We start from the raw sequence: 26,914 nt of genomic DNA on the forward strand, positions 1-26,914 counted from the left end.
TTGATATTGTGTTGTAAATTTTAACCAAAATTAATAGATGATGAAACTACAATGGCAGAAAAGCGAAATATCTTTCTAATTGGCCCAATGGGGGCAGGAAAAAGCACAATAGGCCGACAAATTGCACAACAGTTGGGCATGGAATTTTTTGACTCCGATCAAGAGATTGAAAAACGTACGGGTGCTGATATTGCATGGATTTTTGACTTAGAAGGTGAAGACGGATTCCGAGCCAGAGAAGAGAAAGTCATTAACGAATTGACTGAAAAACAAGGTGTTGTACTGGCAACAGGTGGCGGATCGGTTTTATCTAAAGAGACACGGAATCGATTATCAGCACGTGGTATTGTTGTTTATCTTGAAACAACCATTGAGAAACAGATGGCACGGACTCAAAAAGATAAACGCCGTCCATTATTACAAGGTGGTAACACCCCAAGAGAACTTTATGAAGAGCTTGCCGGTGAACGTGAACCACTTTATGAAGAGATAGCAGATATCACAATAAAAACTGATGAGCAAAGTGCTAAAGGTGTTGCTGGTTATATCATTGAGAAAATAGAGCAAATCTAAGTCATTGACATTCTTCAGTGGCTTGAATTGTTGAGCAATAAACCAGATGTTGGGTTAAGGAGAGAATATGCGTGTAGATAAAAATGATCGATATGTATCAGAAAATTCTTACAAGAAGTCTACGCCTTTTATGCAATTGCCAAATTTTCTTCAAAACTACTCAAAAAGAAAATTGACTATTATGCTTATGGCAGTTGTAATAATTCTGTTATTACTTAGCTTAGTCGTATTTCGTCCTTCAACAAATAACGAACCAACTTCATTAACGCCGCCGGTAGTCAATGGCGTTCCGCCGGAAGAGCCAAATAGCGTAACCGAGCAGCAACCTAATCCTGCTATTCAACCGCCACAACCGGTTGATAGTCAGACAACTAATGGTAGCTCAAATAGTGCACAGAGCCATGTTACGCAATCTGGCGGCAATGATAATAGCAATAACCCAACACAAGCACCGAATTCGGCTAATGGAGCAAGCACTAGCCAACCGACTACACCGCCGCCAGCTTCGCCGCAAACTACGCAGAAGCCTGAGCCTGTTAGTCATAAACCAGAAATTAATACTTCAACAAACTCAGCGATAATTAAAGACGAACACTATGCTGTCCAACTTAGTGCGTCTAAATCAGCTGAGGGATTAAGAAAACTCGTTAAGCAACATAATTTGACCAATTACCAGATTTACGAAACCAAACGTAACAATGAAACTTGGTATATTTTAGTTCAAGGTAATTACGCCACCGCTGATGAAGCGAAAAAGGCGATTAAATCATTACCCGATGCTTTACAAAACGACAAACCATGGATCAAATCTGGTGCAACGATCAATAAAGAAAAAACTGCAAAATAATAAAGGATATCGTTCATTTATCCTGGCAATAACAAAATAGGAGTTTCCGTTGAAGAAGCAGCGAGCCTTTTTAAAATGGGCTGGAGGAAAATATGAGCTCGTAGACACGATTAAGCGATATCTACCACAAGGGGATCAACTCATTGAGCCTTTTGTTGGCGCTGGCTCCGTTTTTTTAAACACCAATTATAAAAGTTATATTTTAGCTGATATCAATCATGACTTAATTGCACTTTATAACTTATTAAAAACAAGTCCTGATAAGTTTATCAGCGATCTTAAATTACTATTTAGTAAACAAAATAACCAAGCTGATGCATTTTATCAGTTAAGAGATGTGTTTAATGGGAGCAAAGATCAGTATATTAGATCGCTTCTGTTTGTCTATTTAAACCGCCACTGTTACAACGGTCTTTGTCGCTATAATAACAGTGGATTATTTAATGTGCCATTTGGACGTTATAAAACAATTTATTTCCCTGAAAAAGAGCTCTATTTTTTTGCTAAAAAAGCGCAAAATGCTGAGTTTATTTGTGCGCCTTATCATGATGTCATGAAACAAGCTAAACATAATTCAGTGATTTATTGCGATCCTCCCTATCTTTCGCCCAATGACTCAGCAGGTTTTACTGCTTACTACTCCAATAATTTTGGATTTGATGAGCATAAGAAATTATCGCAATTAGCCGAAAACATGGCTTATGAGAATAATGTTCCGGTTCTGGTATCTAATCATGATACTGATTATACAAGAACTTTATACAATAAAGCGCGATATCTTTATCGTGCTGAAATGCGTCGCTCAATTAGTTGCGCAGGTGAAGGGCGCAAAAAAATTGATGAAATTTTAGCCTTATATCAAAAGTCATAAAGTGATATTGATAAAGGCTTTATCAGTAGAGGTATGTTATGCAAGAGTTTATTATAGCGCCATCAATACTATCAGCCGATTTTGCCCGTCTTGGCGAAGATACCCAAAAAGTACTTGATGCCGGGGCGGATGTAGTCCATTTTGATGTAATGGATAACCACTTTGTGCCAAATTTAACTATGGGTTCAATGTTCTGCAAGGCACTTCGTGACTATGGAATCAAAGCGCCAATTGATGTGCATTTAATGGCATCGCCGGTTGAAGAGCTGATTGTCTCTTTTGCGAAAGCCGGCGCGACTAACATATCTATTCATCCCGAAGCGACCATTCATATTGATCGCTCATTACAACTTATTAGAGATCATGGTTGTACCGCCGGTTTGGTTTTCAACCCGGCAACACCATTGGATTATTTAGATTATGTCATGGACAAAGTCGATGTTATCTTATTAATGGGTGTCAATCCCGGCTTTGGTGGACAATCATTTATCCCCTCAACGCTAAAAAAACTACAACAAGTGAAAAAGCGGATTGTCGAATCAGGGCAAAATATCAGACTTGAAATCGACGGCGGGGTAAAAGTTGAAAACATCGCCGAAATAGCAAAAGCTGGTGCCGATATGTTTGTTGCCGGCTCAGCTATATTTGGTCAACCCGACTATAAAACCGTTATTGATGCCATGCGAAAAGCGTTATCAGGAGTAAAACATGCCTAAACTTGATGATATTCAGGCAATTGCCTTTGATCTCGACGGCACTTTAGTTGACAGTGTGCCCGGACTGGCCTTAGCTGCTAAGCAAATGTTGGCCGACTTAAATCTGCCGACAGTTACCAATGAACAAGTAAAAAATTGGGTGGGTAATGGTATTGATGTTATGCTAGAACGTGTGTTTAAAGCCATTGAGGTAACACCTTCTACAGAATTATTTCATCAAGCAAAAGATCGCTTTAATCAACACTATGACAAAGTCATGGATGCCCAAACAAAACTGTTTCCGCATGTTAAAGAAACGTTAAAAACCCTACACGATAATCACTACCCTTTAGCTTTAGTGACCAATAAACCAGCGCATTTCTTACCTGCACTGCTCAGTTCATTAGGCATTAAAGACTATTTTTCGTTAGTGCTAGGCGGTGGGGATGTGATTAAATTAAAACCGCATCCGGCGCCACTTTATCAAGTTATGGCAACGTTTGGACTATTTAGCTCGCAATTATTATTTGTCGGCGATTCTAAAAATGATATTGATGCGGCAAAAAATGCCAATTGCCCAACAGTTGCATTAAGCTATGGTTATAATTATGGTATATCTATTGCAACCAGTCATCCCGATTTTTTACTGGATGATTTTAAAGATATATTAACTTTATTACCTCAGCCCAAAGCTGACGCAAAAAAATAATTAGCACAAATAATTAGCACAAATAATTAGCACAAATAAAGAGAAAACAGATTAGGAATAAATTATGAGTAAACCGATTGTATTTAGTGGCGCTCAGCCATCAGGAGAACTAACACTTGGCAACTACTTAGGTGCTTTAAAAAATTGGGTGGCTTTGCAAAATGAATATGATTGCGTTTACTGTATCGTCAATCAACATGCGATAACGGTACGTCAAGATCCACAAAAACTACGCAAAGCGACGCTCGATACCTTAGCACTCTATTTAGCTTGTGGCATCGATCCGCAAAAAAGCACCATTTTTGTTCAATCACATGTGCCAGCCCATGCCGAACTTGGCTGGGCATTAAACTGCTACACCTACTTTGGCGAGCTGAGCCGTATGACACAGTTTAAAGATAAATCATCACGTCATAGTGAGAATATTAATGCCGGCTTATTTGATTATCCGGTACTTATGGCTGCCGATATTTTACTTTATCAAGCTAATTTAGTGCCAGTTGGTGATGATCAAAAACAACATCTTGAGTTATCACGTGATATTGCGATGCGCTTTAATGCGCTTTATGGTGAGATATTTACGGTACCAGAACCCTTTATTCCGAAAGTCGGTGCTAGAGTGATGTCACTTCAAGAACCGACTAAGAAAATGTCTAAATCAGATGAAAACCGTAACAACGTCATTGGTTTACTTGAAAATCCAAAAGACATTGAGAAAAAAATTAAGCGAGCCATGACCGATTCTGATGAGCCACCGGTTGTACGTTATGATTTAAAAAATAAAGCGGGAGTTTCTAATCTGTTAGATATCTTAACCGGCATCACGGGCAAACCGATAATTGAGCTTGAAAAAGAATTTGAAGGCAAAATGTACGGCCACTTGAAAACTGAAGTAGCAACACAAGTTATTGATATGTTAACGGCTTTACAAGCTAAATATCACCAATACCGTGACGATGAAACGTACCTGTTTTCAATTATGCGTGAAGGTGCTGATAAAGCACGCTCAAAAGCTGAGCCGACGTTGAGAAAAGTGTACGATGCTATCGGTTTTGTATAACTACGATTCGACAAACGACACAAGTCGCGATAAACATTGAACAATATTAATTGGCTTTAGTAAGCAAAAAAGTTGACTCTGTAAGCTTTAAAGCCATTTAACTATTATGGGTTAACAATGAAGATTATAATTCTTGGTGCAGGACAAACCGGCAGTGCGCTGGCTGAGTATCTGGTAACCGATAAACAAAACGATGTCACTGTGGTTGATGAAGATCACGAAAAATTGCAATCTTTGCAAGAGCGTTTTGATTTACAAGTCATTGTAGGAAAATCTTCTTATCCACAAGTGTTGGAAAGCGCTGGTGCTGAATCGGCTGATATGCTCGTTGCGGTTACCAATTCTGACGAAGTTAATATGATGGCTTGTCAGATTGGTCATGTCATGTTTAACATTCCGCAAAAAGTCGCCCGTATTCGTGCGCCGGAATACAATGATGAACGATACCCTTTTTTCAATAAAGATTGTATTAATATCGATCACATTATTGCACCAGAAAATTTAATCACAAATCATATCAGTCAATTAATTCAATACCCCGGCGCTCTACAATTTGCCTCGTTTTACGATAATCGAGTCTGCCTAGTTGCCGTTACTGCATATTATGGTGGCGCTTTAGTCGGTAGTGAACTGTCCGAACTCAAAGAGCATCTCCCCCATGTTGAAGCTCGAGTGGTGGCGATTTATCGCCAAAATCGCTTTATTCGTCCATTAGGCTCTACACTTATTGAAGCCGGTGATATGGTCTACTTTATTACTCCTCCGGTGAATATTAAAGCGGTAACCAGCGAGCTACAACGGTTAGAGAAACCTTACAAACGAATTATAATTAGCGGTGGTGGCGGGGTTGCGGTTGCCTTAGCTAAGCGGTTAGAGAACGACTATCAAGTCAAGTTGATTGAGCGGGATGCGGAACGGGCAGAATTTATTGCTGAACAGTTAGTTAATACCACCGTTTTACATGGTGAATCGTCCGACCAAGAGCTTTTATCGCAAGAACAGGTCGAATTAACCGATCTGTTTATTGCTGTAACCAGCGATGATGAATCAAATATAATGTCTTCAATGCTGGCCAAAAGAATGGGCGCCAAAAAAGTTATTGTCTTAATCCAAAAGCAGGCTTATTTGGAATTGATTAATGATAGTGTGATTGATATTGCTATCTCCCCACAACACGCAACGATTTCAGAGCTACTGAGCCATGTAAGACAAACCGGCGTTGTAAAAGTGATTTCACTTCGACAAGGCGAATCGGAAATTGTCGAAGTGGTGGCTAATGGCACCAATGAGAGCTCGAAACTGGTCGGCAAAAATATCAACGGACTAAAATTACCGTCCGGCGCAACTATTGGGGCTGTTGTTCGTGGTGAAGATGTCATTATCGTCAACACGGATTTAACTATTGAAGATGGCGATCATTTAATTATCTTCCTACCGGAAAGAAAAGTGATAACAGATATCGAAAGATTATTACAATAGCTTGTTTAAAACCGAAAGTAAGTTCATAATAACTAAAAAAATTTGACTCGGGGTGTTTTTTGCCTTTTGCAAAAAACTGAGAGTTTACCCGTTGAACCTGATCTGGATCATACCAGCGTAGGGAAGTCTGAGCCACATTGCGCTTAATCTGGCAAATTCTTCCCAATAAATAGATGATAAGGAATGAATATGTCACAAGCCAAAATGTTTGATTTAGCCCAAGCCACTCCCTTTATTAATAACGTCAAACAACAACATCCCCTGGTCCACTGTATAACAAATGATGTAGTACAAAATTTCACTGCCAATGTGTTACTGGCTATTGGCGCATCACCTGCAATGATTGTTGCCAAGCAAGAAGTTGCCGATTTTGTTAGCGTTGCCAGCAGTTTATTGGTTAATATTGGAACAATTGAGGATAATATTGCGCAAAGCATGCTGCTTTCTGCAAAGCAAGCACAACAAAGCCAAACACCATGGGTGCTCGATCCGGTCGCTGTTGGTCCCGCATTGCCTTATCGCACCGCAATAGCTCATCAATTATTGGCATTTAAGCCCACTGCCATTCGAGGTAATGCATCAGAAATTTTGGCATTAAGCGGTGAGCAATCTTGCTCAAACGGGCCTGATAGCCAAGATTCAACCGAACAGGCGCTTGAAGCGGCAAAGCAGTTAGCACAAAAGTATCAAACCATTGTTGCAATGACCGGTGATATTGATTATGTGACTAACGGTCAAATCACATACCGCATTGAAGGTGGTGATATTGCATTGACGAAAGTAACCGGAACCGGTTGCTCACTGTCGGCAATGGTGGCGGCCTTTATCGCTAGCTCAGACGATACGTTATTAGCTTGTGCTTCGGCCTGTTTGATGATGAAAAAAGCGGGTGAACAAGCTAACAAACACCATGGCTTAGGCAGTTATGCCGTATCAATTATCGACAAGCTTTCACTGTTTAATTCACACCATGGATAAGGAAATCTGATGAAAAAACAATTGAATTTGGACTTATATTTAGTTCTCGATCCCTTATTGTGTGGTGGTATTAATGGTATGGTAAACACGACCCAAATTGCTGTTGCTAATGGCGTGACTGCTGTGCAGTTAAGATCTGAGCAAGCGCTAACAGGTAAAGCGTGGTATCATGCCGCCTTAGCACTGAAAACCGCACTAGCCGACACCCCTGTCCCCCTATTTATTAATGACCATATTGATATTGCACTTGCTATTGACGCAGATGGAGTCCATATTGGGCAAAGTGATTTGCCTGTCGATGTTACTCGCCGTTTAATCGGTAAGGATAAATGGTTAGGGTTTTCAGTTTCCAATCAAGAGCAACTTAATGCGGTTGACTGGCAACAAGTCGATTATTTGGGAATTGGCCCAATCTTTCCAACATCAACCAAAAAAGATGCGGCAACAGCTATGGGAATTGAGCTGCTGACCCAACAAGTAAAACTGAAAAAATGCCCGGCTGTAGCCATTGGTGGCATTGATATCAATAATATTAGCCAAGTTATTCAAACAGGTATTAACGGCGTTGCTGTGGTTTCCGCCATTTGTGGACAAAAAAATGTCGCACAGGCAACCGCATCGCTGATTAATAAAATACAACAAGCTCGACAGGAAAAAATATTATGACAACAATCGCCGTAACCATCGCCGGATCCGACCCAAGTGGTGGTGCCGGTATTCAAGCTGATTTAAAAACATTTTCAGCATTAGGCGCTTATGGGATGTCGGTAATTACTGCTCTCACTGCACAAAGCACTCAAGGCGTTGATGACGTGCTGGCTATATCGCCACAATTTGTTGAAGCGCAGTTTAATACGCTATATCAGGATATCAACATCGACAGTGTTAAAATCGGTATGTTGATGAACAAAGAGATAGTGTCGACGGTCTATCATTTATTAAAAAATAATCCTATAAATAACATTGTGCTAGACACCGTTATGGTTGCCAAAGGTGGGCACCGCTTATTAAAATCCGACGCTGTCACTGCAATTCGTGAAAAATTATTACCACTGGCAACCGTTATCACCCCAAACTTGCCGGAAGCGGCTGCCTTGTTAGATTGTGACGAAGCTAGCAACGAAAATGATATGCTAAAACAGGGGCAAGCGCTGCTTAAATTAGGCTGTCAAGCTGTGCTAATGAAAGGCGGACACTTGCCGGGGCATGAAAGCCCGGATTACTTGATCACACATGATGAAATTATCACTATGTCTTCACCAAGAATTCAAACCAAAAATACCCATGGCACAGGTTGCACCTTATCTGCCGCAATTGCTGCGTTATTACCTCAACGCAGTTTAGCGCAGGCAGTCAAACAAGCGAAAGATTATTTATATGGCGCCATTAGCCATGCTGATGATTTAAGTATCGGAAAAGGTATTGGACCAACTCACCACTTTTACCAATGGTGGTGATCGATTGATAACTGAGGTTTCGGACAAATTAACACTGTTTTTTATTTAACTGAAATTTTGCCCGAAACCGTCATAATTGAAATCATTAAAACTAGTAGGCAATACCAACAAATTCATAACCGGCTTCATTAATCGCAGCAATAGCGGCTTCTTGCGAAATGGTTCCGCCGTCGATATCAACTTCATGTTTAGCTAAATCAACCGTCACTTTAGCCTTTGGATCGATATCGTTAATCGCCTTAGTGATAGCATTAACACAGTGCTGACAACTCATATTATCGACTATTAATTTCATAATTAACCCTCTGTTTTATTGGAAATAACATGGTTTTGTAAATAATTAATCCGCTGAGCGCATAGATTAGCTATTTAACAAAACGCTATGCTAAAAATGAAAAAGTTTTTATATATTACGCCAAAACAGCCTAAAACCAAACTACCAACTTACTATGATAAAACAATAAATAAGCGGTTATTTAGCTTAGCTTAACAGTTGAATTACATCTTCTATTTACCAATGCAAAATGAGCTAAATATGCGCCCTAGCAAATCATCAGAAGTAAACTCTCCGGTAATTTCACTTAAAGCTTCTTGCGCAAGTCTTAACTCCTCAGCGAGTAATTCACCGGCATGAAAAGTCATTAATTGATAATGCCCATTGCTTAAGTGCTGAGCGGCTTTTTCCAGTGCTTGCAAATGGCGGCGGCGCGCTAAAAAGCCACCTTCAGTGCTCGCATTAAAGCCCATAGCTTGTTTAAGATGATCACGCAGTAGCGCAATACCGTCACCGGTACGGGCTGAAAGTTGAATTAGCGAGTAGCCATCTATTTCACTGTAACCTAACGCCTCGCCGGTTAAGTCAGCTTTATTACGAATCACAGTGACAGGCATATTTTTTGGCAGACGCTCGATAAATTCTGGCCACAATTTTTCCGGATTTGTTTCATTAGTCGTTGTGCTATCTACCATAAATAAGACTCGATCGGCTTGCTCTATTTCATGCCATGCTCGTTCAATACCGATTCTTTCCACTTCGTCACTGGCTTCACGCAATCCGGCAGTATCAATGATGTGTAGAGGCATACCGTCAATATGAATATGTTCACGTAACACATCACGAGTCGTACCGGCAATATCGGTCACAATTGCAGCTTCACGCCCGGCAAGTGCATTAAGTAAACTTGATTTACCGGCATTAGGGCGCCCGGCTATCACCACTTTCATGCCTTCTCGTAACAGTGAGCCTTGTTTAGCCTCTTGACGAACTTCGTTTAAGCGAGCAATCACTTCATTAAGTTGCGCTTCTATTTTGCCGTCCGACAAAAAGTCGATCTCTTCTTCAGGAAAGTCAATAGCAGCTTCCGTAAAGATTCTTAGGTGAATCAATGATTCAACTAGCGCATTAACTTTTTTAGAAAATACCCCCTGCAGGGATGATATAGCTGATTTTGCTGCTTGTTCAGAACTGGCGTCAATTAAGTCGGCAATGGCTTCAGCTTGGGCTAAATCTAATTTATCATTTAAAAAAGCACGCTCTGAAAACTCACCCGGCCTTGCAATTCGCACATTAGGAATCTCAAGCACTCGTTTAAGTAGCAGATCTAAAATTACCGGACCACCATGCCCTTGTAATTCAAGCACATCTTCACCGGTGAAAGAGTGAGGATTAGGGAAATATAATGCGATCCCCTCATCTAACGTTGTATTATCAGGCGCTAAAAAGGGAAGATACTCAGCATATCGAGGTTTTGGTAATTTTCCTAATACCGCATGCGCAACTGTTTGAGCTTGAGGCCCGGAAATACGCAAAATTCCAACACCACCTCGACCCGGTGGCGTTGCTTGTGCAACAATTGTATCGGATTTCATATTTATCTATAACAATTTAAAATTTGATGATTAATAATAGCATGGAAGCACGGTAAAAACATTAGCTACTAATGGCTTTACCGCGATTGATTAAAGGTTTTGATTTAAAATTATTGCTCGTTTTTCATATCATCGCTTGGGTGATCAAATAGCCAGGAGTTTGCCAGTGCAAGTGGCTCACGAATCAATGCATAATATTTATCGATATTATCCCAAGCTAATGGCGCTGATAGCCCTGATACTTGGCTAATACCTGAACGTTTGGCTAACATAATTGAACGCAACAGATGAAAATCATTGGTTACCACAACCGTATTACCTAAAGGTAATACATGATTTGCATAGATAAATTGTTGTGCTGTTCGGGTTGATTTATCTTCTTGATAAATTCGACTAGGTTCGATACCTTTATCGATTAAATATTGTGCCATAACGCTAGCTTCAGTTGCCGACTCATCCCTACCTTGCCCGCCACAAACAACCACTTTGGTTTGGGGATTATCTTTTAAGTAATCATACGCAACATCCAATCTTACAGCTAATGTAGGGTGCGCAACAGCCGGCTTGCCAATAACTTGAGAGCCGAGTACCACTAAAGTATCCGCATTTGATACCGGTTTTTTATTGGCATACAAATAAATAACAATATTGGCAATAACAAAATAGGTAAAGATTAAAATAAAGCAAATCTTGATCAATTTAGTGAGCATAGTCATTTTTTCCTTTATTTTTTATCACAATATTGAAAATGATCGTTAACTAATCCCATTGATTGCATAAAAGCATAACAGATAGTCGAACCAACAAAAGTAAAACCTCGCTTTTTTAAAGCTTTTGACATGCTGTCAGAAATATCGGTAGTAATAGGCACTTCACTCATATCGTTAAAATGATTAATAATCGGTTTTCCCTCGACAAATGACCAGATAAATGTTGAAAAATCTTCACCGTTATTTTGCATATTTAAATAGGCATGTGCATTTTTTACTATTCCGTTGAGTTTTAAACGATTGCGTATTAAGCCTTTGTTTTGCAATAAAGCTTCGATATTTTCTGCCGTTAATTGAATAATTTTTTCCGGCTTAAAATCAAAAAAACAGCGACGGTACTCTTCTCGTTTCTTTAGCACTGTAATCCATGATAATCCAGCTTGTTGCCCTTCTAAACAAAGTTTTTCGAATAATTTAAGGCTATCATATTGAGCAATTCCCCATTCGTTATCATGATAATCGATATACAAAGGATCATTAGATACCCAGCTACAGCGCCTTGATTGTGGGGTTGACATAGATAGTTTTCCTTACATAAATTTCTATAAACAAGCTGAATTTTTCCAAATTTTTCCGAGAATTATAAATCAAATAACCGGTTTTGTCTCACTCATGAAATTTTTTTATGATGAAAAAAAGGACAAATTTTTATGGCAGAATGTTGTCTCGATTTAAGATTTCGTCAAAAAAGATGAATTATTTGGTTATCTTTATTTAACAATAACAATAAGGTTGTGTTCATGAGTCAATCTGAAATCAACGCCGAATGGCAACCCGTTGCTCGGCCATTAAATTGCAAGGATTTGAAAACATTAGTGCTCTCATCGTTAGGTGGAACGTTAGAGTTTTACGATTTTGTTATTTACGCGCTCTATATTGACACTATTGTCAAACCGCTTTTCCTCCCCCATACATTATCACCTTTAACCTTGGATCTTTTTGCTTGGGGAATTTTTGCCGCTGGTTATTTAGTTCGTCCGGTTGGCGGAATTATCATGGCGCACTTTGGCGATAAAGTCGGACGTAAAAAAATGTTCACGCTAAGTGTAGCCATGATGGCTTTACCGACTTTTATTATAGGTATATTACCCACTTATGAAACTATTGGGATTATGGCGCCACTACTGCTGTTGATAATGCGTATGCTACAAGGTGCAGCCATTGGCGGGGAAATGCCCGGTGCTTGGGTATTTATTGCAGAGCATGTGCCAAAACAACGTTACGGATTTGGCGTTGGCACCTTAACATCCGGCATAACTGGCGGTATCTTGCTTGGTTTTATTGTGACAATCATTATTGATCTCTGTTTTACCAACCAAAATATCTTAGATTATGCTTGGCGTATTCCCTTTATCGTCGGGGGCATTTTTGGTGTTATTTCAGTTTATTTACGCCGATTCTTATCTGAAACGCCAATTTTTAAAGAATTGGCTGCCCGTAAAGCTATTGAAAAAAATATTCCAGTTGTGACCGTTTTGAAAAAACACAAAACCGCTTGCATGATTGTGGCGCTTTTAACTTGGTCATTATCAACAGCCATTATGGTCGGCATTTTAATTACCCCGGGGCGTATTGTCGGGGGGATGTACCACTTTGCCAACCTTGATTGGCGAATCGGTGGTTGTATTGCAGCATTAACCTTAACCATTGGCTGTATTATTTCGGGTTGGTTAGAAGATAAGCTCGGTACCACTAAAACCGTTATCCTTTCTTGGGGTGGCCTTGCGATTGTTAGCCTCTATTTTTATAGCAGTCTATCGCCTGACATTTCGCTCTGCAAATTATATTCAATTTGGGCGATATTTGGATTATTTATTGGTTCTATCGCAATGACACCAATTATTGGCACCAGAACTTTCCCACCCGCTATCCGCTATTCGGGACTGTCATTTTCTTATAATTTAGCCTATGCCTTGTTTAGTGCAATTACGCCAACGTTAACCATTTATCTATTAAGTCCGGATCATTTACTGGGTCAATATAGTTATCTTGGTGCGGGAATTTATATCTCATTTGTGGCATTAATCGCCGTCGCTGTAGGCTTTTATCCATTAGCCAAACAAGGCTGGCGAAGTGAGTCTAATAATCGATAAGTAAGAAGTACAAAAAAGCAGGCATTAGCCTGCTTTTTATTTTATAGTTTGCAGTCATTAATTTTATTAACGCATAGTGACAAACTCTTCAGCAGCAGTTGGATGAATTGCCACAGTATTATCAAAGTCTTTTTTGGTTGCGCCCATTTTAAGTGCGACAGCAAAGCCTTGTAATATCTCATCCATGCCATAACCGATACCATGAATACCGACAATTTTTTCATCTTTACCCACACAAACCAGCTTCATTCGGCAAGGTTGACGATGTGCAGTGACAGCGGTATACATAGCGGTAAAAGTGGATTTATAAACTTTTACATTTTCTTGACCGTATTGAATAATAGCTTGCGGTTCAGTCAATCCAACAGTACCTATAGCCGGATGAGTAAATACCACGGTTGGAATGTTAGTGTAATCGAGATATTCATGTTTTTTATTATTAAAAAGTCGTTCCGACAAGCGACGTCCGGCAGCGACGGCAACAGGAGTTAATGCGGTGGCACCGGTATCATCACCAACCGAGTAAATGCCTGCAACATTAGTATTTTGGTACTTATCGACGATAACAAAACCATTATCATCAACATCAACGCCGGCAGCTTCTAGATTCATATCACCAGTGGCTGACTGACGACCAATTGCCCAAATCAAACAATCAACAGTATAACTTTCACCGTTTTCCAATGTTAGGGTTAATGAATCATCACTATTTTTAGTCACTTGTTTTGGAATTGCAAAGGTATGTAACTGTTGACCTTCAGCGGCAATCACTTCCATTAAAGTTTCAATAATCAGTGGATCAAAACTGCGTAAAGGTGTTGCCTGACGAACAAATTGATGCGTCTGCGCACCTAGCGAATGTAAAACGCTGGCAATTTCACAAGCAATATAACCTGCCCCAACCACGGCCACACGTTTAGGTAAGGCTTTTAAGGCAAAAAATCCATCCGATGTAATACCATATTCGGCGCCAGGTATGTCCGGAATGGTTGGCTTTCCACCGACAGCAATAAGAATATGATCGGCACTGTATTGTTCACCGTTAACCTCAATTGTGTGTGAGTCAACAAATTTTGCATAGCCATAAATCACATCTACGTTATTATTGGTTAGCACACGGTCATACGATTGGTGTACACGATCGATATAAGCGTTACGGCTTGCTAATAATTTATCCCAACTAAATTGATTAATAGTGGTATCAAAACCATAGTCGGGACCATAATGATTGATTGCTTCGGCAATTTGCGCGCCATACCACATAATTTTTTTCGGAACGCAGCCTACATTAACACACGTTCCGCCCAATGATTTTGCTTCAATAATTGCACATTTTTTGCCATATAACGCTGCACGGTTAACCGATGCAATACCGCCACTACCGCCACCGATAGCAATATAATCATAATGTTTGGTCATTATCTATCCTTTAAGCTTACTGATTCAATATGGTTAATAGCTTTGCACAAAGTGGGCAATAAAAAAAGTATTTATTCTAAAATTTAACAATAGTTATTATCTATTGATTATCGAAATAAATAAAAAATTCTTTAATTAAACAAACGAAGCACTACTGATTGTTGTTAATCAAAAAACTGGATAGATGTTTAGCTAAACGATTTGTACATCATGTTGTTAATACAACAGACAGCTAAAGTGGTGAGAATTGACATTGTAAACAAAAAATTGGCCACCTGTTGGTCGCCAATTTTGCCTAAGAATGGTTTATTGATTTTTTATGGCATTGATAATATTTGTGGTGGAGCAACCATCTTCAAAGTTTAAAACTTCTACCGTTCCACCTGCTTCAATGACCTCTTTACCGCCAGCGATATCTTCCGGTTTATAGTCGCCACCTTTGACCAAAACATCAGGCAAAATATTGCTAATGAGTCGCTGTGGCGTTTGTTCAACAAATGGCACAACCCAATCTACTGATTCAAGTGCGCCTAATACAATCATACGTTGCCTTAACGGATTAATTGGTCGGGATTCACCCTTGAGCTGTTTTACTGATTCATCACTATTTACAGCAACTACTAAGCGATCGCCAAGTTTTCTGGCATTAGCAAGATAAGAGACATGGCCTGCATGCAAGATATCAAAACAACCATTGGTCATCACAATTTTTTCGCCACGTAACCTTGCTTTTCGGACTTCTTCTTTTAACTCATCTTCAGTCATCACCCCAAAACCATTATTTTTACGGGCTCGAATGGCATTTTCTAACTCAATTTGAGAAACGGTTGAAGTTCCTAGTTTACCCACAACCACACCTGCGGCGGCATTGGCTAAAAAGCAGCTTTCTTCTAAAGATTGGCCCGAGGCTAACGCTGTAGCTAATGTAGCAATCACGGTATCGCCTGCTCCGGTCACATCAAAGACTTCTTTGGCATGAGTCGGTAAGTGATAAACCGGCTTATCTAACTGGAGTAGCGTCATGCCTTTTTCGCTACGGGTGACCAGTAATGCTTTGAGATCAAATCGCTTAATTAGCTCATAGCCTTTTTCGATGATCTGCTCTTCATTATGGCAAGCTCCCACCACCGCTTCAAACTCCGACATATTTGGTGTGAGTAGTGTGGCGCCTCGATAACGTTCAAAATCTGTACCTTTAGGATCAACTAAAATAGGCACATTAGCTTGATTAGCCAGTTGAATCATAGCTTGAACAGAAGATAATGCCCCTTTGGCATAATCTGACAGCACCAATACATTATGGCTGGCGAGTGCGGTTTTAATACGTTCGAGCATTGGCGAAGGATCAACATTATCAAAGCCCTCTTCAAAATCAATTCGGATAAGCTGTTGATTGCGAGAAAGCACTCTTAATTTAGTAATCGTTGGATGCGTTGAAACGGAGACAAAGTCACATTGCACATGGTATTGGGTTAATTGTTCATCAAGGATTTTAGCTGGTTCATCAATGCCTGTTAAGCCAATGAGCCGCACATGACCGCCAAGCGCTGTGATATTCATCGCCACATTCGCAGCGCCACCCGGGCGCTCTTCGAGCGCATCAATTTTCACAACCGGAACCGGCGCTTCAGGTGAAATACGATTAGTGCCGCCATACCAGTAGCGATCTAGCATAATGTCACCAACAACAAGAATATTGGCAAAATTAAAGTCTGGTAATGATGTTTTCATTATGATGAGTTATCCTTTACTAGTCATTTAAGCTATAACTTAACTATTTATTGATTTTCATTTAAATCTTGTTGGCTTTCATTGTCAAGTTGGCTATTTTTACGTGGTTGGTAAAATCGTGCAAAAAAAGTACCGATTTCAAATAATAAGCAAATTGGTATTGCTAATAAGATTTGTGAAAATACATCCGGTGGTGTAACAAACATCGCAACAGCAAAAACCCCAACAATAATATAGGGGCGTTTTTTTCGTAGGCTTTGGGGATTTGTCACCCCTGTCCAACAAAGTAAAATAATGGCTACCGGTACTTCAAATGCAAATCCGAATACAATAAAAAGCGTCATGACAAAATCAAGATATTTGGTAATATCGGTATTAATTGCCACATCCACTGGTGCGGTATGAATAAAAAAGTAAAATGCCAATGGAAAGACCATAAAATAAGCAAAAGCAATACCGATGTAAAATAGAATCGTACTTGAAATAATCAGTGGCATGACTAAGCGTTTTTCATGCTGATAAAGTGCCGGGGCAATAAATCCCCAAACTTGATAAAGCACATACGGAATCGAGACAAATATTGCCACAACCGCAGTTAACTTTATTGGGGTAAAAAAAGGCGCTGCAATGTCTGTTGCAATCATACTACTGCCGGTAGGCAATTGTCTAATCAAAGGATTAGCAACAATATGGTAAATATCATTCGAAAAATAGAGTAAGCAAGCCAGCACGATTAAAATACAGATTATGCAACGTAGTAGCCGTGTTCTAAGTTCAACAAGATGTCCAATTAAAGGTTGAGTTGCGTCGTCTGTCATGATTTATCTTTGTCTGAGTGTTCAATATCTATATGGGTAGCCGAATCAATCTCTTTTTGTAATGATTCGGTCACCCGTTTTAATTCATCAATTGATTCTTGAATTTCAGGGGTAAGGGTTTTTAAACCACTTTGCTCAGCTTTTTTTAAGCTGTCTTGTAACTCTTGTAGTTTCAGCTCTTTGCTTAACTCTAATTGCACGGTTGCAGACATGCGGCGCATAACTTTAATCCAACCAGCGACAGTTTTAATCGCCACAGGTAAGCGCTCAGGCCCAAGCACAACCAGTCCAATAATGAGCACTAATAATAATTGACCAAAGCTTATGTCAAACATAAGTTACTCTTTTTTATTATTGTCATCATCAGTTGAAGTCAGATCTTCAACTTTTGCTGAACTGTCACCTGCCTCTTTTTTGCTATCTTGTTCGTCATCATCATTCATGGCTTTTTTAAAACCTTTAATCGATGCGCCAAGATCTGATCCTAAAGAGCGTAGTTTTTTCGTTCCAAACAATAATACAATAACGGCAATAATTATAAGGAGTTTGGGCATACTTAGCATAATAATGACTATCTCCAAAGGGGTTAAATAAATAAATTATACACTTAAATAATAAGATTCTAAAGTGACCAAATTAGCGAAGTATCAATAATGCAACACATAAAGTACTCACAACAGCAATGATACAATATAAATAACGTTGGCTTTTCTTATTGCGTTGTAATTGTTGATTGATGCTGACTAATTGTTGATTAATCTGCTTTGTGATTCGTGATTGATCATTCAATTTTGCCGGTAAATTGGGTAAAATTGCCCGCCATTCCGGCAGTGAAGCCCAAGCTTGTTGTAAGATCTTTTTAGCACTGTATTTATCTTCATACCATTTTTCTAAAAAAGGTTTAGCTGTTTGCCACAAATCCAACTCAGGATATAACTGACGACCTAATCCTTCGATATAAAATAACGTTTTTTCCAGCAACGTTAATTGCGGCTGAATGTCCATTTCAAACTGACGGGCAACTTGAAATAAATCCAATAATATTTGTGAGAACGAAATCTCCACCAGTGGTTTTGCAAAAGCCGGTTCGCACACATTGCGCATCGCCATTTCAAGCGCAGCGGGATCGGTTGTCTCCGGTACCCAGCCCGATGCGATATAAGTTTCAGCAATCTTACGATAATCACGATTAAAAAAGGCCAGAAAATTTTCAGCTAAATAGCGCTGATCTTCTTCAGTTAGAATGCCAACAATGGCACAATCAATACCAATATAGCGAGGGTTTTGCGGATCGGTGATATCAACAAATATATTGCCCGGGTGCATATCTGCATGGAAAAAATTATCCCGAAATACTTGTGTAAAAAAGGCTTGAACACCACGCTCGGCGAGTAATTTCATATTAACGTTATTGCGTTTTAGCTCATCAATATTGGCTATCGCAACGCCTCTAACTCGCTGTTCAACTAAAATCGTTTTACGAGATAACTCTTGATAGATGTAAGGAATATAAAGAATATCGCTATTAATAAAGTTTTCACGCAGGCGAATAGTATTATAAGCTTCTTGCTGTAAATCGAGCTCTTTAAGTAACGTTACTTCATAATTATTAACAATTTCAACCGCTCGCAACCTTTCACCAAATTTGATGCGTTTAGTTAGCTGTCTTGCCACCCAATACATCAATCGAATATCGGATTGAATCACGGGCAAAATATTCGGTCGCAACACCTTTATCACTATTTCAGCTTGACTACTTTTTAATGTCGCAGTATGTACCTGCGCAATGGACGCTGAAGCTAATGGAATTTCATCAAAATCGGAAAAATAGGTATCAATCGGCTTACCAAGAGCAGACTCAATGAGTTGTTTCGCTATTTTCCCGTCAAAAGGCGGGACTTGATCTTGCAACTTAGCCAGCGCATCAGCAATATGCTCAGGTAATATGTCACGCCTTGTCGAGATCATCTGCCCGAACTTTATCCAAACCGGACCAAGTTCGTGAAGGGCTTGACGTAAGCGTTCGCCAATTGGTTGATGTTTCGCTTTCGGTCTGACCCAAAATAAGCAGATCAATAAAAATCGCAGCCATTTGGATGACTGATGAGCGGGCAACAACTCATCTAATCGATAAGCCCGAAAAATTGCCAGAATTTTATAAAGTCGAAAAAATGTCATGATGTTTTATCGTATTAAAATTTGAAGCCAATATGTAAAGCGACAATGCCACCGGTCATATTGTGATATTTCACATCAACAAATCCGGCATCTTCCATCATCTTTTTCAACGTTTTTTGATCCGGATGCATTCTAATTGATTCAGCTAAATAGCGATAACTTTCTGAATCATTTGCCACCAACTTGCCCATTAATGGCAGCATGGTAAAGGAATACAAATCATACGCTTTATTTAAGATTTGATATTGAGGTTTGGAAAACTCAAGAATTAATAATCGTCCGCCCGGCTTTAGAACTCGCCACATCGAACGCAAGGCTTTCTCTTTATCGGTAACATTTCGTAAACCAAAAGAAATAGTAATACAATCAAAATAGTTATCGGCAAACGGCAATTGTTCAGCATTTGCTTGCACATATTCAATGTTTTTAAATAAGCCTTTATCACGTAACTTATCACGACCAACTTTTAACATCGATTCATTGATATCGGCAAGCACAACTAAGCCATCATCACCAACTAACTGGGCAAATTTAGCGGTCAAGTCACCGGTTCCACCAGCGAGATCGAGAACTTTTTGACCTTTACGGACACTGCTATACTCAATGGTGTTTTTTTTCCAGATACGATGAATCCCAAATGACATCAAATCATTCATTACATCATATTTATCTGCAACCGAATGAAAAACTTCTGCTACACGTTTGACTTTATCTTGTTTTAAAACTTGGGTATAACCGAAATCGATTTTCTCTTGATTATTATCTTGTTTATCAGAAGATTGAGACATAAAAATACACCTATCATAAAGATTTAGGGTATTTTAGCATAAGCATTAATAAATGTGATGAACTAAATCAATAATGACTCAACCATTTTCGTCACCGTTTCAAAATGTTCTAAAGGTGAGCTATTTGCGGGTAAATCTGACTCATGTATGACTAAATCAAAAGGACAATTGATTTTTAAATCTCTTAACGCATCACTTTGTTTATTAAAAATCTGATTGTAGTTTTTCGCTAAACTATCAAAATCAATCGATGTAAAGACCAGTTTATTGGCAGTTTCGACCGCTTTCGCCACACGTTCAACATGAAGCATAGCTATTCGCATATAATCATTTTCACTTAAATAACGCTGATGTTGCGGTGTGGTTATTTCGCGTTGAATGTAATTAATATAGCCATTAGAAACATATTGAGTATTGTATATATTGGCAAGCTGAAGGGGTAAATCGTTAAATTTACCTTGTCCGATAATAGCGACTTTTTTAACGAAAAAAGGTTTAGCCGCTTTTGCAATGAAATTCCAATTTTTATAAGGATTTTCACGAATTTTTGTCGCACTAATATTAACAAAATCACGATCGGCATCGACAATCACAACCGGACAGCCAAAATAGTGTTCATGATTTTTAGCATCTTGCGGCTCACTGGTGAACACGACGGTAGGTTCAATTTTGTGCTCAGCTAAAATATGTTTAACACGATCGCTCCAATCTCGCCAGCCATTGGGATAAGATTCAATACCGGCTTCATCTAAAATATGTACATGAATATTGTGACGATCTTTGAAAGTTTCTTGTAACCAAGAAAAGCGATCGTAGACTTGCGGTTGTTTTGGTAATTGGCTTTTTTGAAAAAGGAGTTTATCACGTTCAGCCTCGCAGCCAAGGATAATATGCAATTCATCAACTTGACTCATCGCTTTTTCAATCAGATAGATATGACCACAATGTAAAGGATAGAACTTACCAAAAATTAAACCAACTTTATGTTTCAACACCATAATGATTACCAGAACAGAATAACTAGCTACCAATGTACAGAAAAAATAACCATTTTCTATTCAAATGATGCTATTTAGAAATATTAAATGACAAAAAAGCTAATCCAACTCATCTGCAACATAAACACTACTGATTTTGCAGATGCGATAATACAATCCCTGTAGCAACTGAAATATTCAGTGCAGGCATATTATCATTTCCTTTAAGATGAACAACTACATCAGCACAATTAACTAATTTTAAATTAATTTGCTGGAAAATGACCAAAGCAACTTTTTGATTAATATGTGCTTTATGTAGCTCAGTTGATGCCATTGATTTAACCTGACACGGTAATAGCGCAACAACTTGATAGCCATGTTGTTTTAATAGATCTAACGAAGCAATAAAATCATCACTTTTGATTGATTCAACCGCTTCAATACCCCCTTCGGCAACCCGCATAGCAGCACCACTATCGAGTAAATTGGTTTGACGTAACATTACACCATTTACATCAAAAAAAGCCGCACTACGAATCAAGCCACCTAAGTTATGAGGATTATTCACATCATCAATAGCCAAAAGGCAATCTTGAGTTTTATCACTTTGTTTAGCTAAATAGTCAATTAAACTAAGTGGAACACGTTTTTTTACAATTAAGCACACACCACCGTGATGAGGAGTCTGGGTAATTTTAGTGATTTGCTCAGATGATACAACATCATAGCCCAAACGCTGCTTGACTAACCAATTAATTAAATCTTTAAATTGATAAGTCATCTCTTGAGTAATAAACAGTTTGACTATCGCTAAACGACGATGTTTAAACACCGCTTTACAACTGTTTTCACTATAGACTAAAGACTCTTCTTTACGTTGACGATACTCATCAAACCCAAAAGTCGGAGTCTGCTCATTATTACGAACTTTCTTTTGCCATGGTGAATCATTTAAATCATATTGAGATTGATCGGATCGAGCTTTGTTATCTGGTTTTCTGCCACTAACATTAGGTCGAAACGTTTCAATGCGATCATTAAAATCACGTTTGCTTCTTGAATTAGACTGAAAAGAATCTTCCCTATGCTTATTTCGGCTATTTTTCGATTTCTCTTTAGTCGCAAAAGAGTGTTTTGGATTCTCTTGTTTTTTAGCATAGTAAACAGTGGGTTTATTTTTTTCAGTATTATCGTTCATATTTGTCTCAATATTGTTCAGTTAGCGAGTACGTATAGTGGGTGCAATTTTATCTAAAACACCATTAATAAATTTATGGCTCTCTTGAGCGCCAAACGTTTTGGTTAGATCAATAGCTTCATTAATCACAACTTTATATGGCACATCATGACGTTTCATTAATTCATAAAGTGCAATTCTTAAAATGGCTAACTCGACTTGCCCTAACTCATCAACACTACGTTCGGTCAAATAAGGTGACATTTTTTCATCGAGTTCAGCAGTGTTTTTAGCCACACCACTAAGTAACTCTCTAAAATATTTGGCATCAACGCCTTTCATATCTTGCTCAGCCATAAAACTTGCTTCAACATCAGCAAGATCATTGCGTGAAATTTGCCAAGAGTAAATTGCTTGAACGGCACACTCTCTTGCACGGCGACGAGGATTCACTAACGCCACTAAATTACTCCTTAATTGCTTTAATAATATTTAGCATTTCCAGTGCAGTTAAAGCAGCTTCAGCGCCTTTATTACCGGCTTTAGTGCCTGCACGTTCAATAGCTTGTTCTATACTTTCAGTTGTTAAAATACCAAACCCTACCGGAATTGAAAAATCTAAACTGGCGCTTAATAAGCCAGAACTTGACTCACCGGCAACAAAATCAAAATGCGCAGTACTACCACGAATCACTGTGCCTAACGCAACAATAGCATCATATTTTTTTGATTGTGCTGCGGCTTTAGCAGCAAGTGGAATTTCATAAGCGCCCGGAACCCAAATTACAGTAATATTTTTATCATCAACTTGCCCGATACGGGTCAATGCATCAACAGCACCATTAACTAAACTGTCATTAATAAAATGATTAAAACGAGCGACGATTATAGCTACTTTAGCTTTGGGTGCCGCAACTTTACCTTTTACTGTTTGCATATCAATTCCTTATAGATTAATTTTAAATGCTATTTAACTCACAATTATTTAATTACCACTTATTTAACTATTACGGTAAGCGAAAATAATCTTGCCATTTTATCACAATTTAAAGGCTTGTCCTATTAGGATATAACGCTACAACAACGTTTTAATAAATAATTTTTTGAAAATTGATCGATAACATTTAACCAATCAAATCATTTTATTTTTGGAAAAAGAGTAAGGCAAAAATAACAGCTGTTTAACTCTAGGATTTTTCTCAGAAAAATTATGCTTAAACGTAGGTTGTTTCTGAAAGTTCTTGACAAGGATAGGCATTTTATTTTTTATCGCTTGCAAGCTATCTTGAACGATTTACAATACTAAATAGAATTTCTATTTATGAGGTTATATTAATGTACATTGATAATATTCGTGATGAGTTAAACCAAGCTATTGACGTGTTAGCCAATTTTGTTTCGGATAATAAAAATCTTGAACAAATTCAGCAAGCCGCTATTTTAATTACTGATAGTTTTAAACAAGGCGGAAAAGTTTTATCGTGCGGAAATGGTGGTTCTCATTGTGATGCAATGCACTTTGCTGAAGAATTAACCGGTCGTTATCGTGATAACCGCCCTGCCTACCCAGCCATTGCCATATCCGATGTTAGCCATATATCGTGCGTAGGTAACGATTTTGGTTTCGATTATATCTTTTCTCGTTACGTTGAAGGTGTTGGGCAAAAGGGCGATGTGCTGTTAGGTATTTCAACTTCCGGCAATTCAACAAATGTACTAAAAGCCATCGAAGCGGCAAAACAAAAAGGCATGAAGATTATCACCTTAACCGGTAAAGATGGTGGAAAAATGAATGGACTGGCTGATGTCGATATTCGTGTACCACACTTTGGCTATGCCGATCGAGTACAAGAAATCCATATCAAAGTTATCCATATTCTTATAATGCTAATTGAAAAAGAGATGGCTTAAAATGTGCGAACTATTGGGTATGAGTGCCAATGTACCAACCGATATCTGTTTTAGCTTTACCAGTTTAATCAAACGTGGTGGCGATAAAGGGCCCCACAAAGATGGTTGGGGCATCACTTTTTATGAAGGAAAAGGCTGCCGGACATTTAAAGATCCGGAGCCATGTAGCTATTCGCCTATCGCTAAAATGGTACAAAACTACCCAATCAAATCCACCGCAGTTATCGCCCATATCCGTCAAGCGAATCGGGGTGGAGTGGCGTTAGAAAACACCCACCCTTTTACTCGACAATTATGGGGGAAAAACTGGACATTTGCTCACAATGGTCAATTAACCGATTATGAAAGTTTAGACAGAGGTATATTTGAACCGGTAGGCATGACCGATAGCGAGTATGCTTTTTGCTATTTGATCAATCAATTACTTAAAAAATATCCGGAAAAACCGACTGATGATATCAAACTTTTTAATGACATTAGACAGTGCGCTGATGAATTAAATAAACTAGGGATATTTAACATGTTACTGTCTGACGGACAATATGTTTTTGCTTATTGTTCAACCAATTTGCACTGGATCACTCGCCGAGCGCCATTTGGTAAAGCAAAATTGATTGACGAAGATGTGGAAATTGATTTTCAAAAACATACCACACCTGATGATGTGGTCACTATTATTTCGACTTTGCCATTAACTTCGAATGAAACATGGCATAAATTAAATACCGGCGATGCGATGTTATTTAAAAATGGTGAGATTATCCAATCTTCCTGGTCTTAATACGTACCATAGGTTGCTCATCTTTAAATAGATATTGTAAATAACCTAAAGTCAGCAAGCCGACAAAGGTTAAAACTATCCATGGAAGATGCGGGAAACCTATCGCCTGCGCAACATCATATAACCAGCCGGCACCGGTATAGCCAATAAATCCGCCTAAAGCTAAGCCTAGTCGGCTAAATCCCATATAGCTTCCTTTTGCTTTCGGATTGGTTAACACTGTTGATAGCGTTTCTCTCGCAGGTTCAGCAATAATTGCCCCTAAATAAAACAGTGCAATAAGAGACAATAAGATAGATAAATGATGCGTAAAGCCAATGATAATAAAGGCAAAAGTCATCAGAAACAGACCAAATTTAAGTCTTTGATCTAATCGAAAATAGCGCTCACTTAATCGCGCCAATGGATAAAGTAACACTAATGATATGCAAGCTTGAATGGCATACATCCATTTGACATAACTAGGACTGCCCGACACATTGGTTATAGTTAAAGGCAACATCAACATGATCTGCACCCAAAGCACATAATAACCGGTCAAGGTCAACACATAACGGGTAAATTTGCGATCTTTGACAACCATTTTCATCCCATTGATAATGGGCGCTTTACCAATTGCGATATGGTAGGCCGGCAAATAGATAACATTAAAAATGCCACATAAGAAAAAGATAAATGCGCCGCACCAACAGACCAGATGAAAATCATAATCGATCAGCAGACCGCCGATTAATGCACCAATCACCGCACCAGCATTATCTTGTATCATTAGCAAAGAGATAAACTTGCCACGCTCATGCGGTCGAGTAAATTTAATGGTTAATCCCATACGTGGCGGATCAAACAATAAACCGCCAAGTGCCGAGAGCAAGCACGATAGCAGTAATAACCATGGTTCGTTGGCAACTGCCATAGAGATAAAACCAATGGAACGCAAAAACATACCGGTGACGATCATTGGCTTAGCGCCAAATCTATCGGCTATGGCACCGCCAATAATACCAAAGCCTTGTTGTACAAATTGCCGAAATCCTAAAGCAAAACCGACAAATAATGCACTCCAGCCAACTTGACTGACAAAATGAGTCGAAACTAGCGGAAAAACGACATAAAATCCTAATACGATAAATAAATTATCAAATAATAATATTTTTCGACCGGTTTTACGGATTTGCGAAGGAATTGGCATCTATTTGACTCTTTGCGCTAAATAACCTTGATAGTCCGGGATCTCTATTTCGACCTCTTGAGCAAAAATAGATGATTGTATTAAAGCGTTAGCTGTTGCTTGATTAGTCGCTACCGGTATGTTCCAGACGGTTGACAGGCGAAGCAACGCCTTAACATCGGGGTCATGCGGAACAGCATTAAGCGGATCCCAAAAAAAGATAAGAATGTCGATTTTACCTTCTGCAATTAAAGCGCCTATTTGTTGATCCCCGCCCATTGGTCCACTTAACATAGGGGTAATTTCAAGTCCCGTCTCTTTTTTAATTAAAGTACCGGTAGTGCCGGTGCCACATAAATGGTGATGAGTCAGTTCATGATAATTTTTCTTGCACCATTCAAGCAGTGAATCTTTTAAGTGGTCGTGAGCGACTAAAGCGATACTCTTTTTGGCAGGTAATATACGGGTGGTTAAGCGCATTGATTTTATCCTAATCTATTATTATCTTTGCAATTTTTAACAGAGTATCGACGAAAGTGCAAGAAATATTTGATTAAAATAA

28 protein-coding genes, 2 pseudogenes and 1 riboswitch are annotated in these 26,914 nt (G+C 38.8%); of the genes and pseudogenes, 13 read left to right on the forward strand and 17 right to left on the reverse strand.

Translation table 11 applies throughout. The annotated features are described in order from the left end of the window. Window positions 1-51 precede the first annotated feature (51 nt). From aroK to thiD, 10 genes are all read left to right on the forward strand, one after another. A complete protein-coding gene (aroK, locus tag J3U74_RS04615; RefSeq protein ID WP_065634798.1) occupies window positions 52-573 on the forward strand; it encodes a shikimate kinase AroK in 522 nt (173 codons plus the stop codon). Between the two features lie 67 nt (window positions 574-640). Beyond that, window positions 641-1,420, forward strand: a complete 780-nt coding sequence (locus tag J3U74_RS04620) for an SPOR domain-containing protein (protein WP_267328601.1) — start codon at window positions 641-643, stop codon at window positions 1,418-1,420. 49 nt (window positions 1,421-1,469) lie between these two features. Continuing rightward, complete coding sequence (locus J3U74_RS04625; RefSeq protein ID WP_267328602.1) at window positions 1,470-2,291, forward strand: Dam family site-specific DNA-(adenine-N6)-methyltransferase; 822 nt, start codon at window positions 1,470-1,472, stop codon at window positions 2,289-2,291. Window positions 2,292-2,329: 38 nt separating this feature from the next. Beyond that, complete coding sequence (gene rpe, locus J3U74_RS04630; protein WP_267328603.1) at window positions 2,330-3,007, forward strand: ribulose-phosphate 3-epimerase; 678 nt, start codon at window positions 2,330-2,332, stop codon at window positions 3,005-3,007. Then, a complete protein-coding gene (locus J3U74_RS04635) occupies window positions 3,000-3,695 on the forward strand; it encodes a phosphoglycolate phosphatase (RefSeq protein ID WP_220219034.1) in 696 nt (231 codons plus the stop codon). Before rpe ends, J3U74_RS04635 begins: the two co-directional genes overlap by 8 nt. A 64-nt stretch (window positions 3,696-3,759) precedes the next feature. Then, window positions 3,760-4,755 carry a tryptophan--tRNA ligase gene (gene trpS, locus J3U74_RS04640; protein WP_220219033.1) on the forward strand — a complete coding sequence of 332 codons (996 nt, stop codon included), beginning with the start codon at window positions 3,760-3,762 and terminating at the stop codon, window positions 4,753-4,755. Window positions 4,756-4,872: 117 nt separating this feature from the next. Further along, window positions 4,873-6,234 (forward strand): Trk system potassium transporter TrkA, encoded by a 1,362-nt coding sequence (gene trkA, locus J3U74_RS04645; protein WP_220219032.1) that lies wholly within the window; start codon window positions 4,873-4,875, stop codon window positions 6,232-6,234. 38 nt (window positions 6,235-6,272) lie between these two features. Next, window positions 6,273-6,375: riboswitch (TPP riboswitch) on the forward strand. Window positions 6,376-6,423: 48 nt separating this feature from the next. Further along, the gene (thiM, locus tag J3U74_RS04650) at window positions 6,424-7,212 is read left to right on the forward strand and encodes a hydroxyethylthiazole kinase (RefSeq protein WP_267328604.1); all 789 of its coding nucleotides are present in this window, start codon (window positions 6,424-6,426) and stop codon (window positions 7,210-7,212) included. Window positions 7,213-7,221: 9 nt separating this feature from the next. Further along, window positions 7,222-7,878, forward strand: a complete 657-nt coding sequence (gene thiE / locus J3U74_RS04655; protein ID WP_267328605.1) for a thiamine phosphate synthase — start codon at window positions 7,222-7,224, stop codon at window positions 7,876-7,878. Further along, entirely contained in the window at window positions 7,875-8,669 is a 795-nt protein-coding gene (gene thiD / locus J3U74_RS04660) for a bifunctional hydroxymethylpyrimidine kinase/phosphomethylpyrimidine kinase (RefSeq protein ID WP_267328606.1), read from the forward strand. Before thiE ends, thiD begins: the two co-directional genes overlap by 4 nt. Window positions 8,670-8,760: 91 nt before the next feature. Here thiD and J3U74_RS04665 read toward each other — a convergent pair whose 3' ends face one another. The 4 genes from J3U74_RS04665 to J3U74_RS04680 all read right to left on the reverse strand — a co-directional run bounded on the left by J3U74_RS04665 (window position 8,761) and on the right by J3U74_RS04680 (window position 11,826). Next, window positions 8,761-8,964 (reverse strand): heavy-metal-associated domain-containing protein, encoded by a 204-nt coding sequence (locus J3U74_RS04665; protein ID WP_220219028.1) that lies wholly within the window; start codon window positions 8,962-8,964, stop codon window positions 8,761-8,763. Window positions 8,965-9,176: 212 nt separating this feature from the next. Then, window positions 9,177-10,538 (reverse strand): tRNA uridine-5-carboxymethylaminomethyl(34) synthesis GTPase MnmE, encoded by a 1,362-nt coding sequence (gene mnmE / locus J3U74_RS04670; protein ID WP_267328607.1) that lies wholly within the window; start codon window positions 10,536-10,538, stop codon window positions 9,177-9,179. Window positions 10,539-10,648: 110 nt separating this feature from the next. Further along, entirely contained in the window at window positions 10,649-11,248 is a 600-nt protein-coding gene (locus tag J3U74_RS04675; RefSeq protein WP_267337947.1) for a YdcF family protein, read from the reverse strand. 14 nt (window positions 11,249-11,262) lie between these two features. Then, complete coding sequence (locus J3U74_RS04680; protein ID WP_267328609.1) at window positions 11,263-11,826, reverse strand: DNA-3-methyladenine glycosylase I; 564 nt, start codon at window positions 11,824-11,826, stop codon at window positions 11,263-11,265. Window positions 11,827-12,048: 222 nt separating this feature from the next. On the opposite strand from J3U74_RS04680, the gene J3U74_RS04685 reads away from it, so the two are divergent. Then, entirely contained in the window at window positions 12,049-13,401 is a 1,353-nt protein-coding gene (locus J3U74_RS04685) for an MFS transporter (RefSeq protein WP_220219024.1), read from the forward strand. 66 nt (window positions 13,402-13,467) lie between these two features. On the opposite strand, the gene gorA is transcribed toward J3U74_RS04685, so the two are convergent. The 11 genes and pseudogenes from gorA to ribE all read right to left on the reverse strand — a co-directional run bounded on the left by gorA (window position 13,468) and on the right by ribE (window position 23,429). Beyond that, window positions 13,468-14,820, reverse strand: coding sequence for a glutathione-disulfide reductase (gene gorA, locus J3U74_RS04690; RefSeq protein WP_267328610.1), 1,353 nt, complete (start codon window positions 14,818-14,820; stop codon window positions 13,468-13,470). Between the two features lie 306 nt (window positions 14,821-15,126). After that, on the reverse strand, window positions 15,127-16,551 hold the full coding sequence (gene hldE / locus J3U74_RS04695; protein WP_267328611.1) for a bifunctional D-glycero-beta-D-manno-heptose-7-phosphate kinase/D-glycero-beta-D-manno-heptose 1-phosphate adenylyltransferase HldE: 1,425 nt from the start codon (window positions 16,549-16,551) through the stop codon (window positions 15,127-15,129). Window positions 16,552-16,598: 47 nt separating this feature from the next. Then, on the reverse strand, window positions 16,599-17,369 hold the full coding sequence (tatC, locus tag J3U74_RS04700) for a twin-arginine translocase subunit TatC (RefSeq protein WP_267328612.1): 771 nt from the start codon (window positions 17,367-17,369) through the stop codon (window positions 16,599-16,601). A gap of 14 nt (window positions 17,370-17,383) precedes the next feature. Further along, window positions 17,384-17,704: pseudogene (gene tatB / locus J3U74_RS04705) on the reverse strand (Sec-independent protein translocase protein TatB); the annotation flags it as partial. 3 nt (window positions 17,705-17,707) lie between these two features. After that, the gene (gene tatA / locus J3U74_RS04710) at window positions 17,708-17,932 is read right to left on the reverse strand and encodes a twin-arginine translocase TatA/TatE family subunit (protein WP_416379752.1); all 225 of its coding nucleotides are present in this window, start codon (window positions 17,930-17,932) and stop codon (window positions 17,708-17,710) included. A 103-nt stretch (window positions 17,933-18,035) separates the two neighbouring features. Beyond that, window positions 18,036-19,547 (reverse strand): annotated as a pseudogene (gene ubiB, locus J3U74_RS04715) (ubiquinone biosynthesis regulatory protein kinase UbiB); the annotation flags it as partial. Between the two features lie 14 nt (window positions 19,548-19,561). After that, window positions 19,562-20,335, reverse strand: coding sequence for a bifunctional demethylmenaquinone methyltransferase/2-methoxy-6-polyprenyl-1,4-benzoquinol methylase UbiE (gene ubiE / locus J3U74_RS04720; RefSeq protein WP_267328615.1), 774 nt, complete (start codon window positions 20,333-20,335; stop codon window positions 19,562-19,564). A gap of 62 nt (window positions 20,336-20,397) precedes the next feature. Continuing rightward, window positions 20,398-21,333: a multifunctional transcriptional regulator/nicotinamide-nucleotide adenylyltransferase/ribosylnicotinamide kinase NadR gene (gene nadR / locus J3U74_RS04725; protein WP_267328616.1), complete on the reverse strand. Its 936-nt coding sequence runs from the start codon at window positions 21,331-21,333 to the stop codon at window positions 20,398-20,400. A gap of 127 nt (window positions 21,334-21,460) precedes the next feature. Beyond that, window positions 21,461-22,513, reverse strand: coding sequence for a TrmH family RNA methyltransferase (locus J3U74_RS04730; RefSeq protein WP_267328617.1), 1,053 nt, complete (start codon window positions 22,511-22,513; stop codon window positions 21,461-21,463). Window positions 22,514-22,534: 21 nt separating this feature from the next. Beyond that, window positions 22,535-22,945, reverse strand: coding sequence for a transcription antitermination factor NusB (nusB, locus tag J3U74_RS04735; RefSeq protein WP_366518656.1), 411 nt, complete (start codon window positions 22,943-22,945; stop codon window positions 22,535-22,537). A gap of 13 nt (window positions 22,946-22,958) precedes the next feature. After that, on the reverse strand, window positions 22,959-23,429 hold the full coding sequence (gene ribE / locus J3U74_RS04740) for a 6,7-dimethyl-8-ribityllumazine synthase (RefSeq protein WP_294832750.1): 471 nt from the start codon (window positions 23,427-23,429) through the stop codon (window positions 22,959-22,961). 398 nt (window positions 23,430-23,827) lie between these two features. On the opposite strand from ribE, the gene lpcA reads away from it, so the two are divergent. Both lpcA and J3U74_RS04750 read left to right on the forward strand, forming a co-directional pair. Further along, window positions 23,828-24,403: a D-sedoheptulose 7-phosphate isomerase gene (lpcA, locus tag J3U74_RS04745; protein ID WP_267328618.1), complete on the forward strand. Its 576-nt coding sequence runs from the start codon at window positions 23,828-23,830 to the stop codon at window positions 24,401-24,403. A 1-nt stretch (window position 24,404) separates the two neighbouring features. Further along, the gene (locus J3U74_RS04750; protein WP_267328619.1) at window positions 24,405-25,184 is read left to right on the forward strand and encodes a class II glutamine amidotransferase; all 780 of its coding nucleotides are present in this window, start codon (window positions 24,405-24,407) and stop codon (window positions 25,182-25,184) included. Here the strand turns inward: J3U74_RS04750 and mdtH are convergent. After that, complete coding sequence (gene mdtH, locus J3U74_RS04755) at window positions 25,162-26,373, reverse strand: multidrug efflux MFS transporter MdtH (RefSeq protein ID WP_267328620.1); 1,212 nt, start codon at window positions 26,371-26,373, stop codon at window positions 25,162-25,164. The genes J3U74_RS04750 and mdtH overlap by 23 nt on opposite strands. Further along, window positions 26,374-26,832 (reverse strand): methylglyoxal synthase, encoded by a 459-nt coding sequence (locus J3U74_RS04760; protein WP_220219011.1) that lies wholly within the window; start codon window positions 26,830-26,832, stop codon window positions 26,374-26,376. Window positions 26,833-26,914: the final 82 nt, after the last annotated feature.

This window comes from Gilliamella sp. B3892 (assembly GCF_026536305.1).
Classification (GTDB): domain Bacteria; phylum Pseudomonadota; class Gammaproteobacteria; order Enterobacterales; family Orbaceae; genus Gilliamella.

Bases quoted from the DNA above. Each gene is read 5' to 3' on its own strand.
- aroK (WP_065634798.1), top strand. From the start codon at position 52: ATGGCAGAAAAGCGAAATATCTTTCTAATTGGCCCAATGGGGGCAGGA.
- J3U74_RS04620 (WP_267328601.1), top strand. From the start codon at position 641: ATGCGTGTAGATAAAAATGATCGATATGTATCAGAAAATTCTTACAAG.
- rpe (WP_267328603.1), top strand. From the start codon at position 2,330: ATGCAAGAGTTTATTATAGCGCCATCAATACTATCAGCCGATTTTGCC.
- J3U74_RS04635 (WP_220219034.1), top strand. From the start codon at position 3,000: ATGCCTAAACTTGATGATATTCAGGCAATTGCCTTTGATCTCGACGGC.
- trpS (WP_220219033.1), top strand. From the start codon at position 3,760: ATGAGTAAACCGATTGTATTTAGTGGCGCTCAGCCATCAGGAGAACTA.
- trkA (WP_220219032.1), top strand. From the start codon at position 4,873: ATGAAGATTATAATTCTTGGTGCAGGACAAACCGGCAGTGCGCTGGCT.
- thiM (WP_267328604.1), top strand. From the start codon at position 6,424: ATGTCACAAGCCAAAATGTTTGATTTAGCCCAAGCCACTCCCTTTATT.
- thiE (WP_267328605.1), top strand. From the start codon at position 7,222: ATGAAAAAACAATTGAATTTGGACTTATATTTAGTTCTCGATCCCTTA.
- thiD (WP_267328606.1), top strand. From the start codon at position 7,875: ATGACAACAATCGCCGTAACCATCGCCGGATCCGACCCAAGTGGTGGT.
- J3U74_RS04665 (WP_220219028.1), bottom strand. From the start codon at position 8,964: ATGAAATTAATAGTCGATAATATGAGTTGTCAGCACTGTGTTAATGCT.
- mnmE (WP_267328607.1), bottom strand. From the start codon at position 10,538: ATGAAATCCGATACAATTGTTGCACAAGCAACGCCACCGGGTCGAGGT.
- J3U74_RS04675 (WP_267337947.1), bottom strand. From the start codon at position 11,248: ATGCTCACTAAATTGATCAAGATTTGCTTTATTTTAATCTTTACCTAT.
- J3U74_RS04680 (WP_267328609.1), bottom strand. From the start codon at position 11,826: ATGTCAACCCCACAATCAAGGCGCTGTAGCTGGGTATCTAATGATCCT.
- J3U74_RS04685 (WP_220219024.1), top strand. From the start codon at position 12,049: ATGAGTCAATCTGAAATCAACGCCGAATGGCAACCCGTTGCTCGGCCA.
- gorA (WP_267328610.1), bottom strand. From the start codon at position 14,820: ATGACCAAACATTATGATTATATTGCTATCGGTGGCGGTAGTGGCGGT.
- hldE (WP_267328611.1), bottom strand. From the start codon at position 16,551: ATGAAAACATCATTACCAGACTTTAATTTTGCCAATATTCTTGTTGTT.
- tatC (WP_267328612.1), bottom strand. From the start codon at position 17,369: ATGACAGACGACGCAACTCAACCTTTAATTGGACATCTTGTTGAACTT.
- tatA (WP_416379752.1), bottom strand. From the start codon at position 17,932: ATGCTAAGTATGCCCAAACTCCTTATAATTATTGCCGTTATTGTATTA.
- ubiE (WP_267328615.1), bottom strand. From the start codon at position 20,335: ATGTCTCAATCTTCTGATAAACAAGATAATAATCAAGAGAAAATCGAT.
- nadR (WP_267328616.1), bottom strand. From the start codon at position 21,333: ATGGTGTTGAAACATAAAGTTGGTTTAATTTTTGGTAAGTTCTATCCT.
- J3U74_RS04730 (WP_267328617.1), bottom strand. From the start codon at position 22,513: ATGAACGATAATACTGAAAAAAATAAACCCACTGTTTACTATGCTAAA.
- ribE (WP_294832750.1), bottom strand. From the start codon at position 23,429: ATGCAAACAGTAAAAGGTAAAGTTGCGGCACCCAAAGCTAAAGTAGCT.
- lpcA (WP_267328618.1), top strand. From the start codon at position 23,828: ATGTACATTGATAATATTCGTGATGAGTTAAACCAAGCTATTGACGTG.
- J3U74_RS04750 (WP_267328619.1), top strand. From the start codon at position 24,405: ATGTGCGAACTATTGGGTATGAGTGCCAATGTACCAACCGATATCTGT.
- mdtH (WP_267328620.1), bottom strand. From the start codon at position 26,373: ATGCCAATTCCTTCGCAAATCCGTAAAACCGGTCGAAAAATATTATTA.
- J3U74_RS04760 (WP_220219011.1), bottom strand. From the start codon at position 26,832: ATGCGCTTAACCACCCGTATATTACCTGCCAAAAAGAGTATCGCTTTA.